This window comes from Archangium gephyra, from assembly GCF_049060025.1.
Lineage (GTDB): Bacteria > Myxococcota > Myxococcia > Myxococcales > Myxococcaceae > Archangium > Archangium gephyra_A.
Genome location: NZ_JBMEQQ010000002.1, coordinates 6693335 through 6707203 on the forward strand (window position 1 = coordinate 6693335; position 13869 = coordinate 6707203).

Consider the following 13869-nt stretch of genomic DNA (forward strand, 5'->3'; position numbering starts at 1 on the left):
CGCTCGGAATGTAGGGCGGGCACACTACCCCGTCCGATGGCCGGACCGCACGTCATGGAAGGACGGGAGGCGCTCAGAGCGCCACGCGCTTCTTGCCGCGCACGAGCACGTCCCACCACTTGAAGGTCATGGCGAGGATGGAGTCCAGCTCCCGCGTGTCCTGGGAGGGCGCGAGCGTCTTGGCGCCGGGCAGGCAGTAGGCGGCGATGGGCGAGGCGGAGAGGATGTGGAGGATGCCTTGCGAGAAGCCATCCCCCGCGTAGACGACGCAGCAGGGAATCCGCATGCTCTCCAGGTCCTGCAGGGCGAAGGGAATCTTCTCGTCCACGGTGCCCACGCTGCCCTGGAACTTGCACTCGATGGCGAGCGCGGTGCGCGTGGAGGGCTCGAGCACGAAGATGTCGACGCGCCGTCCGCGCCCGGTGAGCGTCTTGCCGACGGACACCTCGCGGTACACCTTCACCCCGCGCGAGGCGAAGTTCTTCACGATGTATCTGGCCACCAGGTCCGCGTATTCGTGTCCAGTCATCCGTGCCTCCCTCGCCTGGCCGCTCACCCGCTGTGGGCCAGGCGCAGTTCCCGCGAGCCGGCGGTCTCCTCGGGCACCGCGCCCTCGGCCCGCAGGCGCGTGTCGGAGATGTCGAGCGCCTCGTCACAGATGTCGGTGCCGTGGAAGTTCCGCCCGAGCCGCACCGCCGCCACGCCCACCGAGCCCGAGCCCATGAAGGGGTCCACCACCACCTCTCCGGGCGCGCTGCTCTGGCGGATGAGCACCTCGCTGAGCGCGGGAGGCTTCTCCGCCGGGTAGCCCCGGTGGACGCGCGGCACCGGCAGCACGTCCGCCACGCCCAGGTCGCTCAGCCGCCGCCGGCCCTTCTCGAAGAAGAGGATGAGCTCGTAGCGGGAGCGGTAGTGATAGCCCATGCCGATGTGCTGCTTGTCCCAGACGATGGGCTTCCAGAAGCGGAAGCCCGCGGCCTCCGCGAGCGGCTTGGCCACGAACATCGTCTCGGGGTCACAGAAGAGGTAGAAGTGCGAGTCCCGCTTGAGCACGCGCCAGATCTCGGCGAAGAGCTCGGGGAAGCGCGCGTTGGGGAAGATTTGAAACCAGAGGTTGCTGGACGCCTTGCTGCGCTTGAGACGCGTCGTGGTGCCGATGGCGCGGTGCTTCTCGAGGGACTCGTAGGCGGGGTCGGTGATGACGAGGTCCACCGAGGACTCCGGCAGGCCACGGAGCCACTCGACGGCATCACTCTGCGACAGGCGGTAGCGGGACATGGAGGTGTGCGCCGGGGACGACCGGCGCGGGGGCAACGTATCCCGGGAGTATGACATCCCCTGCCGCCCACCCTCCTCCCCGGGCCGGGCGAGATATCCAGGAACGATCAGATGGGGGCACCCGGCGTGGAGAGGCGCGCGGACCCGGCCCTGCGCTCGCGGCGCTCCTCGGCCTGGGCAATGGCCCACGCCGCGTTCACCAGGCCGATGTGGCTGAAGGCCTGCGGGAAGTTGCCGAGCAGCTCCCCACTGTCGGGCTCCACCTCCTCGGACAGCAGCCCCACGTCATTCACGTGCTCCACCGCCTGCGTGAATGTCTCCCGGGCGCGCTCCACCTCGTCCGCCAGGGCGTACGCCTGCGCCAGCCAGAAGGTGCACAGGAAGAACGTCCCCTCCTCGCCCTCCAGCCCGTCGTCGGCCCGGTAGCGGTACACGAGCCCCCGCGCATCCGTGAGCTCCGTGGCGATGGCGTCCATCGTGGCCCGCATCCGCGAGTCGTTCGCCGGCAGGAAGCCGACGATGGGCATCATCAGCACCGACGCATCCAGCACACCCGAGTCGAAGGACTGCGTGAACGCGCCCACGTCCTCGTTCCACCCGTGCTCCAGGATGGCCGAGCGGATGTCCCGGCGCACCCGCTTCCAGCGCGCCACGCGCTCGGGGTCCGCGCCCAGCATGTCCTCGAGCGCCAGCGCCCGGTCCATCGCCACCCAGCACATCAGCTTCGAGTAGAGGTGGTGCCGCGGCGGTCCGCGCATCTCCCAGATGCCCTGGTCCGGCTCGGCCCAGCGGTCCGCGGCCGTGTCCGCCAGCGTCCGCAGGAACCGCCGTCCGGCCTCATCCAACCTGTCGAGCTGCGGCTGGAGCCGGTGCGCCGCCGCGAGCACCTCGCCGTAGACGTCCAGTTGCCGCTGCGTCCACGCGCTGTTGCCCACCCGCACCGGCCAACTGCCCCTCCACCCCGGCAGGTGTGGCAGCACGCGCTCGCTCAAATCGCGCTCGCCACCAATGCCAAACATGATCTGCAAGTCCTCCCCCCGGCGCATCTGCGTCATGGACGAGGTGAGGAAGTCGAAGAACATCCACGCCTCGTCCGGGCAGGCCGCCACCCAGAGCGCCTCGAGCGTGAGGCTCGCGTCGCGCAGCCAGGTGTAGCGGTAGTCCCAGTTGCGCTCGCCGCCCACGGACTCGGGCAACGAGGTGGTGGGCGCGGCGACGATGGCGCCCGTGGGCTGGAAGGTGAGCCCCTGCAACACGCGGCCGCTGTGGTGCACCAGCTCGCGCCAGGGGCCCTCGTAGTTCTGGTGCATGTCCGACCAGCTCCGCCAGCCCTCCACCGTGTCCAGGAGCCACGCATGCAGCTCCTGCTGGCTCCAGGCCCGCGGCGCCTCTTCCCACCACGCACGGTGCTCCAGCGCGAAGCACACCGACTCACCCGCCCGCAGGGTAAAGCGTCCGGACGCGTTGCTGTCCTCCAGACGCAGGGGCACCGGAGAGGACAGCCGCAACCGGTCCGCGCCTCCCTGCGCCAGCACGCCGCCCTCCACCTCGCGCAGCAGCGGGTGCACCAGGCCGTACTCGGGCCGCGGGCAGAAGTCCGTCTCGAACTCCACCTGCCCCTCCACGCACACCACCCGGCGCAGCACCATGCCGGGCGCATTCGCCCCCAGCTCGTGCTCGCGATTGCCGCGCCCCAACGCGAGGGCCTCCACCTGCACGGCGATGCCCGTGGGCGTGTGGTGCAGCGTCTCCAGCACGAGCGTGCGTTCGAGGTAGCGCCGGCGCGAGCGGCCCTTCACCGGCCGCAGCACCCAGTGTCCCGCCTCCGCGCCCAGCAGCCGGCCGAACACGGAGGGCGAGTCGAAGCGGGGGTGACACAGCCAGTCCACGGAGCCCCGGCGGCTCACCAGCAGTGCCGAGTGGCAGTCGGACAGCAAGGCGTAGTCGGAGATGGGCGGCGCGCGCATGGTGTCCCCCGGTGGGTGTCCCGTGTTCGCCCCTGAATCTAGGCACGCGCTCCGGGGAACCTCCTGCTCTCCACAGCGGGAGGGGGAGCGGGCACTCGCCTCAGTCCTGGAAGCGCAGCACGTGGGCCTCGAGGTACACCGTGGGCGTGTCCAGGTCGGCCGAGGGCTCGCGGGTGAAACCCCGGCGCTGATACAGGCGCGCCACGCCCGCCGCGCCCCGGCGCACGTGCAGGCAGAGGGCGGGCACGCGCCACTCGCGCGCCAGTTGCTCGGCCGCCTCCAGCAGCGGGATGGACAGGCCCTGGCCGTGGAGCTCCACCGCGGTGGCCAGGTGCCGCAGGTCCGCCGCACCCGGCAGCCACGCCTCCGAGCCGGGTGCGCCCGGCGGCCACAGCGCCACCGTCCCCACCACACGGCCGTCCAACTCGGCTACCAGCACCGTCGCCACCGCGCGTTTGCCCGCCGTGTCCCGGAGGCTCTGCTTGCGCGCCTCCGTGTAGACCACCTCGGGTAGTTTCTTGGCGTACTGGGTCACGAACGCCTCCACCAGCAGCTCGCCGATGGCCGCGTCGTCCTCGGGCCGGGCCTCGCGGATGACCACCCGCTCCAACAATTCCGTGCTCATGCGAGGGCCCCTGTACCACGGCCCCATCTGTCCCGGACTCCGGGGCTCCCTCGCGCACTGCCCGTGACATCCCCCTCGCGGCCGCCTACCTTTTGGGTACCACGTGACCCGGGGAGTCTCCGGCTACCCGGGCGCGAGGACGGCGCCGGGCGGATTTGCCCCCCTGGACATACCCAGCCCTACAAGGGAAGAGCACCGGAATCCAAAGCTTTACACCGTCGCTGTGTCGGCCAAAGCCTTGCATGATACCCTGGCCTGGCATCTGCATATCAAGTCAGGACAACGGTGCGATTCAGGCACACCCCGCCAGAACGGAAACTTCGGAGGCGGGTGAGTGGAGGGACACATGGCGAGCGCGGCCCGGAAGCTTCAACTCAATCCAGTGGATCCGGAGAACCTGCTCGACCCGGTCCCCTTCTACAAGGAGTTGAGGGAGAGCGACCCGGTGCACTGGTCGGAGGCGGTGCATGCGTGGTTCCTCACCCGCCACGACGACGTGATGAACGGCCTGCGAGACTCGCGGCTGAGCGCGGACCGGGCCAAGGTGCTGGAGCACCAGTTCCAGATGATGGGACTGAGCCCGGAGTCCATCCGCGAGGTCACCGAGACCTTCAAGCGGCAGATGGCGTGCAAGGACGGAGCGGCCCACCTGCGTCCGCGCCGGCAGACGGCGGCGGCCTTCGCCCCGCAGGTGCTCGATAGCTGGAGGCCCCTCATCCATCGCACGCTGGTGACGCAGTTGGACAAGCTGCGCCACCAGCGCCAGGTGGACCTGGTGCCCGAGGTCTTCTACCAGATGCCTCCGCTCGTCATCGCGGAGCTGCTCGGCATCACGGCCGAGGACCGCGAGCGGCTCCAGCAGTGGGGCGAGGCGGTGACGAAGCTGACCAGCACGGGGGCGGCCACCAACCTCATGGAGGCGGCCCGCCAGGCCAACGAGGGCCAGGCGAAGATCAACGGGTTCCTGACGGCCCTGGTCGAGGAGCGCCGCCGCGCGCCGGGGGACGACCTCATCAGCCACATGCTGCGCGTGCAGGACCAGGGCGGGATGCCGACGGAGGAGGTGGTGGCCAACGCGGGCCTGCTGGTCGCGGCCGGACACCTCACCACCACGGACCAGCTCAGCAACGGCATGTACGAGCTGCTCACGCATCCGGACCAGCTCGCGCTGCTGCGCAAGGACCCCACCCTGCTCAAATCGGCCATCGAGGAGATGATGCGCTTCGCTCCGCCGGTGCCCTTCATCCACCGCATCGCCGTGGACAACATCGAGCTGCGCGGCCGGACCATCCGCAAGGGTGACATCGTGTTCCTCGGGCTGGCGGCGGCCAACCACGATCCGGCGGCCTTCCCGGACGCGGACCGTTTCGACATCACGAGGGATCCGCACCAGCAGAAGTCCATGAGCTTCGGCTTCGGGCCGCACCACTGCCTGGGGGCGGGCCTGGCGCGCCGCGAGCTGGAGATCGCCTTCGAGGAGCTGCTCCACCGGATGCCGGAGCTGCGCCTGGACGAGACGAGCCCGCCGCGCATCAAGAGTGGCGGGCTGATGTTCCGCGGCTTCGAGTCGCTGTGCGTGCGGTGGTGAGAAGGGGTAGCAAATCCGCTCACGGGCCCGCGCTGTGCATGTCCGACACGGGAGAGATCGGGGGTTTCACGATGGGGAACTCCCGCGTCTCGCAGCACTGGAGTTGGTGACGCACGCCGCGCAGCGCGAACTCCAGCGGCGCGGGCGCGGGCCACCGGCTGTTGAGCACCAGCTTGTCCTGGGTGATCTCCACGTCCACCAGGTGCTTGCGGTAGCGCAGCGAGAACTTCAGCCGCGTCAGCCCCTCGGGCAGGTTCGGATTGAAGTGCAGCACGTCCCCGCGCACCTCGATGCCCGTGTACGCCCGCTGCATCAGGTCCACCGTCCCCGACATCGCGCCCAGGTGGATGCCCTCCGGCGTCGTCCCGCCCTGCACGTCCGAGATGTCGCTCCGCAACGCCTCGCTGAACAGCTTCCACGAGCGGGGGCGATCACTTCGCGCCAGCACCCACGAGTGCACCACCCCGCTCAGCGTCGAGCCATGCGAGGCCCGCTGCAGGTAGTAGTCCACCGCCCTCGGAATCATCTCCGGCTCGAACGGGTACCCCAGCCGCTCGAAGAGGTCCTTCAGCTCCTCCGCCGAGAACAGGTAGAACAGCATCAACACGTCCGCCTGCTTCGACAGCTTGTAGCGGTTGGGCGAGTCCCCCTCGGCCTCCAGAATCCGGTCCAGCCGCTGGATGTCCCCGTAGCGCGCCCGGTACGACTCCCAGTCGAACTCCTGGAGCTGCTCGTAGCCCTCGAACTGGCTCAGCACGCCGTCCTCGTGGAACACCAGCCGCATCTTCCGGCTCACGTCCTCCCAGTGCGCCAGCTCCTCCGGGCCCAGGGACAGCGTCTCGAGCAACTCGTCCCGGCGCTCGCCGGGCAGCAACTGGAGCACCTCCAATCCCTTGCACAACACCCACACCGCCATGAGGTTCGTGTAGGAGTTGTTGTCCAGCCCCGGCTCCGGCCGGTCCGGGTAGCCCGTATGGTACTCGTCCGGCCCCATCACACCGAGAATCTCGTAGCGCCGCAGCTCGGGATTCCACCGGGCCAGGCTCGCCCAGAAGCGCGCCAGCTCCAGCAGCATCTCCGCGCCGTAGTAGTACAGGAACTCGGTGTCGGCCGTGGCCTGGTAGTACTGCCAGACGTTGTAGGCGACGGCCGCGTTGATGTGCCGCTGCAGCCACGTCACGTCCGGCACCCACCGCCCCGAGCGGGGATTGAGGTGCACCCGCTGGCTCTCCTCGCGCCCGTCACTGCCGCTCTGCCAGGGGAACATCGCCCCGCGGAAGCCCGCCTCCCGCGCCGCCTCGCGCGCCCGCCGCAGCCGCCGGTGCCGGTAGCGCAACAGCGCCCGCGTCAGGGCCGGCAGCCGCAGGTTGAGGAAGGGGAAGACGAACAGCTCGTCCCAGAAGATGTGGCCCCGGTAGGCCTCGCCGTGCCAGCCGCGCGCCGGCACCCCCACGTCCTGGTCGATGGTGTGCGGAGACACCGTCTGCAGCAGATGGAAGATGTGCAGCCGCAGGGTGGTGTGGATGTGGTCCGGCTCGGCCAGCTCCAGGTCCAGGTCGCTGCGGCGCCACAGGTGTGACCAGGCCCGCGCGTGCGTGGCCACCAGCTCGTCGAAGCGCGCGGGCGCCACCTCCACCGCGTGCCGCGCCTCCATGGCCGCCTCGGACACCGCGTGGTCCCTCGATGAGTACAGCGCCACCACCTTCTCCACCGCCAGCCGCCGGCCCTCGCGCAGCTCCAGCGTGAGCTCGTGCGCGAGGTAGCCCTCCTCCACGGCGAGCCCCCGCTTCGCCCGCACCGGCAGCCCATCCACATACAGCCGCGTCCGTGCCGCCTCGGCCACCTCCACGCGCGACTGCACCGTCTCCACCTCCAGCAGCAGCGTCTCCGCGTCCACCTCCTCCGTCACCAGCGTCCGCAGGTGCTTGCAGTTGAGCTGCCGGTAGCGGGGCACGCCTCCATTCACCACCCGCCCGTCCAGCGCCGAGCGCACCTGCACCCGGCCGCTCCAGTTCTCCGGCACCAGCACCAGCTCCTGCCCCGCCAGGTGCTTGTCGCGCATGTGCACGAAGCGCCGCTGCTCCACCCGCGTGCGCCGCCCCCGCCGGTCCTCGAAGCGAATCGTCCGCAGGAGCAGCCCCCGCGCCAGGTCCAGCACCTGCCGGTACTCCAGCAGCCGCACCGCCCGCGGGTTGAACCAGTCGCCGCCCTCCAGCCGGAAGGTGAGCGGCAACCAGTTGGGCATGTTCACCAGGTCCTCGTTCTCCACCACCCGCCCGGCCAGGTCCGTCTTCAGCCGGTTGTACCCGCCCGCCAGGTACGTCCCCGGGTAGTGCGTCTCGTCGGCCTCGGACTCCGGCGCCGCCCCGCGCGTGGCGAAGTACCCATTGCCCAGCGTGCACAGCGCCTCGCGCAGCCCCTCCTGGCGCGGCTCGAAGCCCTCATAGGTGAACAGCCAGTGCGCTCCATTCATCACGCCTTCCCTCCGGTACCTCCGGCCCGGGCGATGAGCAGCTCCAGCAGTTGGCGCACCTCTTCCACGTCCGCCAGCGCGTAGTCGGCCGCCGTGGGCCGCTCCACTTCCCCGCGCACCACCAGCCCAAGTCCCCGTCCTTCCAACTCCTTGAAAGCATCCTCGTCCGTGAGGTCATCCCCCACGTACACCGGCAGCACGCCCGGGCCCTCCAGCCGCAGGGCGCGCAGCATCCAGTGCACCGCGCGGCCCTTGTGCCAGTCGATGTCCGGCTGCACCTCGAACACCTTCTTGCCCCCGCTCTTGCGCAGCCGCGGATGGCGCGCGAGCACCGCGTCCACCACCCGCTCCACCTCCGGCGCCCGCCCCACCTCCACGTGCCGCCAGTGCACCGCCACGCTGAAGCGCTTGCGCTCCAGCCTCGTGCCGGGGATGTCCGCGAGCTTCGAGGCCAGCTCCCGCTCCACCGCGTCCAACTCGGGCATCAGCGCCCGGCCTTCCTCCAGCTCGAAGGACTGCCCGCCCGGCCCCTCGATTTCGAAGCCGTGGCTGCCCGCGTAGTACACGCCCTCGAGCCCCACGAAGCCCTTGAGGACGGGCAGATCCCTCCCGCTCACGATGGCCACCGGGTAGTGCCGCGCCAGCGACACCAGCGTGGCGCGCATGGCGTCCGACAGCCGCGCGTCCTCCGGGTTGGGCACGATGGGCGAGAGCGTGCCGTCATAGTCCAGGAAGAGGGCCACCTGACGGCCCGCCAACCGCCGCAGCAGCTCCTCCCGCCGCGCCGCCAGCGCCGACTGCACCTCCCGCATCGGCCGCATGATTCAGGGCTCTCCTTCCTCCACCCTCACGGTGGACAGGTGCGCTACCTCGATGTCCGCGCCAGCCCGCTCCAGCGCCCCCTCCGGCCCCGCCCGGCGCACGCCCAGGACGAGCCCGAAGTGACCTCGCCTGCCCGCCTGCACTCCAGCCTGCGCATCTTCCAATACCACCGCGCGCTCCGGGGTCACGCCCAATCGCCGTGCCGCTTCCAGGAACGTGTCCGGAGCGGGCTTGCCCGGCAACCCGAGCCGCCCTGCCTCCACCCCGTCCACCCGAGCGTCGAAGAGGTGCTCCAGCCCGGCCCGCCGCAGCACCGCCTCGCAATTGCGGCTGGCCGACACCACCGCCGTGCGGAAGCCCGCCGCCCTCAGCCGCTCCAGCAGCCCCACCGCACCCGCGAACACCTCCACGCCCCGCTGCTCCAGCGCCTGGAGGAAGTAGCCATTCTTGCGCTTGCCCAGTCCCCACACCGTCTCCGCCTCCGGGCCCTCCTCCGGGGAGCCCTCGGGCGGGGCGAGGCCCCGGCTCCGAAGGAAGCAGCGGATGCCGTCCAGGCGCGGCCTGCCGTCCACGTAGCGCTGGTAGTCCTCCGCCGTGAAGGGCTGGAAGGGCCCACTGCCGCGGTGCGCCTCCAGGTACGCGTCGAACAGGCGCGTCCACGCCTCGGCATGCACCTGCGCCGTGCGCGTCACCACGCCGTCCAGATCGAACAGGGCCGCGTCGTAGTCGCGGCGCGCCAGCACGGGGGCGGCGGAAACGGGCGGCTCGGCAGCGGTCATCGCGGTGTCTCCCATGGAGGACCCAACACGTCCTTTTCCCGACGTGCACATCCCATGCCCCTACAAGTACGGCGGGTGTGTGCCCGGACTCCGGGGCGAGCCGGTGTCCACTGGGAGCACCACTCGAAATGCAAAAATCCAGGGAAGGTTGACGGATTTCCGGACAGCCTTCTACGCTGCGCGCCGCGCGACGAAGAGGATACATCGTCTTAACACTTGGCGATCCCTGGCTTTTTGAGGACGTCGCGGCCCCCTATCATGCGGTGCTGTTGGTGTTGAATCAGGGAAGGTCTGCATGCGACCCGCATCTCAAGTTGAAGTGACCTCCAGCGAGCCGCCCTCGACCAGCCCACGAGCCGGTGCGGAGACCCCACCCAATGGGTTGGCTCCCGCCGAGACTCCGCCGCCGGAGCTGAGCCCCGCGCAGACGCCGGTTCCAGGACTGGGCGCGCTCGAGACCACGGAGAAGCAGCTCGCGGTGGTGAGCCCCACGCGTCCCGAGGCTCCGCCCTCGCGCTTCGCGCCGGGGTTCGCGGCCAAGCTGAACCTGGCGGTGGACGTGGTGTTGGTGGTGGCGGCGCTGCTCATCTCCACGACGATGATGGGGCACGATCTGCACCTGGAGCGCACGGATGTATGGGTGCTGCTCGGGGTGGGCGTGGTGGCGTGGCTGGTGGTGGGCACGGCGCTGTGCCTCTACGACGTGCGCTTCGCGGACCGGGAGCGGCTGGATGACCTGGCGCTCATCTCCATCCAGGTGATGGTCGTCACGGTGGTGCTCTTCCTCACGCGTCTGGTGATGGGCACCGAGTCGTGGATCGTCGCGCTGAGCATGTTCCCGCCGTTGTTGTGGCCGTCGGTGGCGCTGTTGCGCCTGAAGCTGTTCCGCAACCTGTCGGTGCAGGAACAGCCGCTGGACGAGGTGCTCATCCTGGGCGTGGGGGCCATGGGCCGGCTCACGGGCGAGGACCTGAACACCAAGCACCGGCGCAAGGTCATCGGCTTCTTGAGCTTCAGCAACGAGTCGTCCTCGACGGTGCCGCCGGCGCCGGTGCTGGGGACGGTGAAGGACCTGGAGCACATCCTGTGCACGGTGCCGGTGGACGAGGTCTACATCGCCGGCAACATGCTGAAGCACTCCACGGAGATGCAGGCGGCGGTGAAGCTGTGTGAGAACTTCGGCATTCCGTTCGCGCTGCCGGCGTACCACATGCGCTTCGACCGGGCGCGGCCGGTGGATGACCATGCGATCTCGGATGGCTACCTGCACTTCATGACGCACGCCTTCCGGCCGCACCAGATGGCGCTCAAGCGGCTGTTCGACATCGTGCAGCTCGGCGGCGGCGCTGGCGATGCTCTCGCCGTTGCTCATCGGGGTGGCGCTGGGGGTGAAGTTCACCAGCCGGGGGCCCATCTTCTTCAAGCAGAAGCGCGTGGGGCTGCACGGCAAGCCGTTCCACATGCTCAAGTTCCGCTCGATGGTGATCAACGCCGAGGAGCTGAAGGCGAAGCTCGAGGCGATGAACGAGCAGACGGGTCCGGTCTTCAAGATGAAGAACGACCCGCGCATCACCGGGATCGGGCGCTTCATCCGCAAGTACTCCATCGACGAGCTGCCGCAGCTCATCAACGTGCTGCGCGGCGAGATGAGCGTGGTGGGGCCGCGGCCGCCGATTCCCAGCGAGGTGGAGAAGTACGCGGCGTGGCAGCGGCGCCGGCTGTCGGTGCGTCCGGGCCTCACGTGCATCTGGCAGGTCTCCGGCCGCAACCAGATTTCGTTCGAGGAGTGGATGTACCTGGACATGCAGTACATCGACCACTGGAGCCTCAAGAACGACATCAACCTGATTCTCAAGACGGTGCCGGTGGTGCTCACCGGCAGCGGCGCGAGCTAGTCAGGAGGGCGTTGCACGAAGCGGCCGGGCGAAGTGCCTCGCGTACCACGGGCGCTCGCTCGCCATGCCGCCCAGCTTCTGCGCAGGACCCGGGCGCTTCTCGCGAGGTGAGAAGCCCGGCCGCACGCCCTACAGACATGTAGCCGTGTATTTGACGGGGTTGGACCTGTGTCGTTCACTGCGCACGGCCATGCCTGCCGAGGTACCCGTCATCGAAACGCCCCAGACGAGCGCGGCGGCCACCCCGCGGGCCGAGCCCGCACCGGTGGACACCCACACGCCCCTGCGCAACGCCCTGAAGCTGGGCGGGTCGCTGCTGGTGACGTACGTCATCGGGTTCGGCCTGCAGGTGCTGGTGCCGCGCTTGCTGGGTCCGGAGACTTTCGGCCAGTACAACTGGGCCACCGGCACCGCGGCCGCCTTCTTCATCCTCAGCGCGCTCGGCCTGGACGTCTACATCCGCAAGGAGGTGGCCGTCCGCAAGGAGCACGCCAACGAGTTCTTCGGCGGCACCCTGCTGTTGCAGGCCGTCCTCGCCGTGGTGCTGCTGGGCGCCCTGCTCGGGGTGATGCACATGCGGGGGGCGCCTCCCGAGGTGAGGGCCCTCGCGCTGCTGCTGGGCGTCTACCAGTTCTTCTTCCGCCTCAACGCCATCCTCGCCGCGCTGCTGCACGCGCACGAGAAGGTGGATGGCCTGTCCGTGGCCCACATCCTCATGAAGTGCATCTGGGGCTTCGGACTGGCCGCGCTGCTGCTGCTGCGCGCGCCCCTGCCGTGGCTGGCCGCGCCCTTCATCGCCGCGGAGCTCTTCAAGGCCGTCTTCCTCTTCCGCCTCACGCGCCAGCATGCCGGGCTGCGGCTGCACGTGGACCTGCGCGCCACCGCCGCGACGCTGCTGGCCGCCCTCCCCTTCTTCCTCAACGACGCGGCGCTGGCCAGCAACGGCCCGCTGGACGTCTTCGTCCTGGGCACCCTCGCGAACACGACGGAGGTCGGCTACTACGGCGCCGTCTGGGGCATCGCGGGCATGACGATGCTGCTCTCGCCCATCCTCGGCTGGGTGCTGCTGCCGATGATGTCGCGCGCGGCGGCGAGCTCCCAGGAGGAGTTCACCCGCATCCTGCGCCGGGGGCTGGAGGGCATCGTCTCCCTGTCCGTGCCGGTGACGCTCGCGCTGGCGCTGGGCGCCGAGACATGGGTGCGGCTGCTCATCGGCGAGGCCTACCTGCCGGCCGCCCCGGTGCTGCGGCTGCTCGCCCCCATCTTCGTCTTCACCTACGTGGCCACGGTGTGCGGGAGCTGGCTCATGGCGGCCAACCGTCCCTGGACGGTGACGCGCACCACCGTGCTGGCCGTGGGCCTCAAGCTGGTGCTCAACCTGCTGCTCATCGGCCCCTTCATGCAGTGGCGGGGCCTCACCGGCGGCGCGAGCGCCACCGCCATCTCGCTGGCCCTCTACGAAATCGTCGTCACCGCCGTCCTCCTGTACGCCATCGGCTCGCGGGCCTGGGACGCGCGCAGCCTCGCCGTGCTGGGCAAGACGCTCGGCGTGTGCGCCGCCGTCACCGCCGCCCACCTGCTGCTGGGCCAGGCGGGACTGGACGCGCGCGACCTGGGGCGCGGACTGGCCCGCATGGTGGTGGACGGCCTCCTCTACGTGTCTCTCATCCTCCTCACCGGCGCGGTGCGCAAGGACGAGGTGCTCGGGCTGGTGCGCATGGTGCGCAACCGCCGCAAGCCCCAGGCCGCCGCCGGGCAGCCTCCCTCCGGAGCGCCCTCCTCCGAGGTCCGCGCCGCATGAAGCCCTCCCTGTCCGCCATGAGCCTCTCCTCCCGCACCTCCCTCCGCCGCTGGCCCCTGCTGGCCACGCTCCTGCTGCTGTCGGCCTGCTACAAGCCGGGCCGCTTCGTCTGGGTGGACGACTACCGCGAGCCCCAGGTCCAGCAGCAGGACGACGGCTACCTCATCCGCAAGGGCGACATCCTCAACGTCAACGTGTGGAACCAGCGCGACATCTCCTCGCGCCTGCGCGTGCGGGACGATGGCCGCATCAGCCTGCCCCTGCTCAACGACGTGGACGCCGCCGGGATGACGCCCGGCGCGCTCGCCCGCGCCATGGAGCAGAAGCTCAAGGATCTGGTGGCCAACCCCGTCGTCACCGTCATGGTGGACGAGGCCCAGCCCATCAAGATTGCCGTGCTCGGCGAGGTGCGCAACCCGGGCAAGAAGCTGCTCGACTCGGGCTCCGGCCCGCTGCAGGCGCTCTCCGAGGCCGGCGGCTTCACCGACTACGCGCGCGATGACGCCATCTACGTGCTGCGCAAGGAGGCCGGCGACCCCAGGCCGGTGCGCATCCGCTTCACCTACGAGGCCCTCACGCGCAACGAGGGCGCCGCTCCCACCTTCCGTCTGAGGACGGGCGACGTGCTGGTGGTGGAGTAA

The 13869-nt window shown here is 69.9% G+C and carries 13 protein-coding genes; 4 read left to right on the top strand and 9 right to left on the bottom strand.

From position 1 onward, the window contains the following. Positions 1-73: 73 nt before the first annotated feature. The 4 genes from ACN28I_RS28990 to ACN28I_RS29005 all read right to left on the bottom strand — a co-directional run bounded on the left by ACN28I_RS28990 (position 74) and on the right by ACN28I_RS29005 (position 3870). Positions 74-529 (bottom strand): PD-(D/E)XK nuclease superfamily protein, encoded by a 456-nt coding sequence (locus tag ACN28I_RS28990; RefSeq protein WP_420945163.1) that lies wholly within the window; start codon positions 527-529, stop codon positions 74-76. 23 nt (positions 530-552) lie between these two features. Beyond that, a complete protein-coding gene (locus ACN28I_RS28995) occupies positions 553-1335 on the bottom strand; it encodes a DNA-methyltransferase (protein ID WP_420945164.1) in 783 nt (260 codons plus the stop codon). A 50-nt stretch (positions 1336-1385) separates the two neighbouring features. Further along, entirely contained in the window at positions 1386-3245 is a 1860-nt protein-coding gene (locus tag ACN28I_RS29000; protein WP_420945165.1) for a glycoside hydrolase family 15 protein, read from the bottom strand. Between the two features lie 100 nt (positions 3246-3345). Further along, positions 3346-3870, bottom strand: coding sequence for a GNAT family N-acetyltransferase (locus tag ACN28I_RS29005; RefSeq protein WP_420945166.1), 525 nt, complete (start codon positions 3868-3870; stop codon positions 3346-3348). A 346-nt stretch (positions 3871-4216) separates the two neighbouring features. Here ACN28I_RS29005 and ACN28I_RS29010 point away from each other — a divergent pair, with 346 nt between their 5' ends. Then, positions 4217-5458: a cytochrome P450 gene (locus ACN28I_RS29010; protein ID WP_420945167.1), complete on the top strand. Its 1242-nt coding sequence runs from the start codon at positions 4217-4219 to the stop codon at positions 5456-5458. A 19-nt stretch (positions 5459-5477) separates the two neighbouring features. On the opposite strand, the gene ACN28I_RS29015 is transcribed toward ACN28I_RS29010, so the two are convergent. The 5 genes from ACN28I_RS29015 to ACN28I_RS29035 all read right to left on the bottom strand — a co-directional run bounded on the left by ACN28I_RS29015 (position 5478) and on the right by ACN28I_RS29035 (position 10615). Further along, the gene (locus tag ACN28I_RS29015) at positions 5478-7931 is read right to left on the bottom strand and encodes a glycoside hydrolase family 65 protein (protein WP_420945168.1); all 2454 of its coding nucleotides are present in this window, start codon (positions 7929-7931) and stop codon (positions 5478-5480) included. After that, a complete protein-coding gene (gene otsB / locus ACN28I_RS29020) occupies positions 7931-8752 on the bottom strand; it encodes a trehalose-phosphatase (RefSeq protein WP_420945169.1) in 822 nt (273 codons plus the stop codon). The genes ACN28I_RS29015 and otsB overlap by 1 nt, the downstream gene beginning before the upstream one ends. 3 nt (positions 8753-8755) lie before the next feature. Then, complete coding sequence (locus ACN28I_RS29025) at positions 8756-9532, bottom strand: HAD family hydrolase (RefSeq protein ID WP_420945170.1); 777 nt, start codon at positions 9530-9532, stop codon at positions 8756-8758. A gap of 309 nt (positions 9533-9841) precedes the next feature. Next, positions 9842-10216, bottom strand: coding sequence for a hypothetical protein (locus ACN28I_RS29030; protein ID WP_420945171.1), 375 nt, complete (start codon positions 10214-10216; stop codon positions 9842-9844). Between the two features lie 12 nt (positions 10217-10228). Beyond that, positions 10229-10615 carry a hypothetical protein gene (locus ACN28I_RS29035; RefSeq protein WP_420945172.1) on the bottom strand — a complete coding sequence of 129 codons (387 nt, stop codon included), beginning with the start codon at positions 10613-10615 and terminating at the stop codon, positions 10229-10231. 269 nt (positions 10616-10884) lie between these two features. On the opposite strand from ACN28I_RS29035, the gene ACN28I_RS29040 reads away from it, so the two are divergent. The 3 genes from ACN28I_RS29040 (at position 10885) to ACN28I_RS29050 (ending at position 13869) form a co-directional block, all read left to right on the top strand. Further along, a complete protein-coding gene (locus tag ACN28I_RS29040) occupies positions 10885-11427 on the top strand; it encodes a sugar transferase (protein WP_420945173.1) in 543 nt (180 codons plus the stop codon). 190 nt (positions 11428-11617) lie between these two features. Beyond that, on the top strand, positions 11618-13228 hold the full coding sequence (locus ACN28I_RS29045) for a flippase (protein ID WP_420945174.1): 1611 nt from the start codon (positions 11618-11620) through the stop codon (positions 13226-13228). Continuing rightward, complete coding sequence (locus tag ACN28I_RS29050; protein ID WP_420945175.1) at positions 13225-13869, top strand: polysaccharide biosynthesis/export family protein; 645 nt, start codon at positions 13225-13227, stop codon at positions 13867-13869. The genes ACN28I_RS29045 and ACN28I_RS29050 overlap by 4 nt, the downstream gene beginning before the upstream one ends.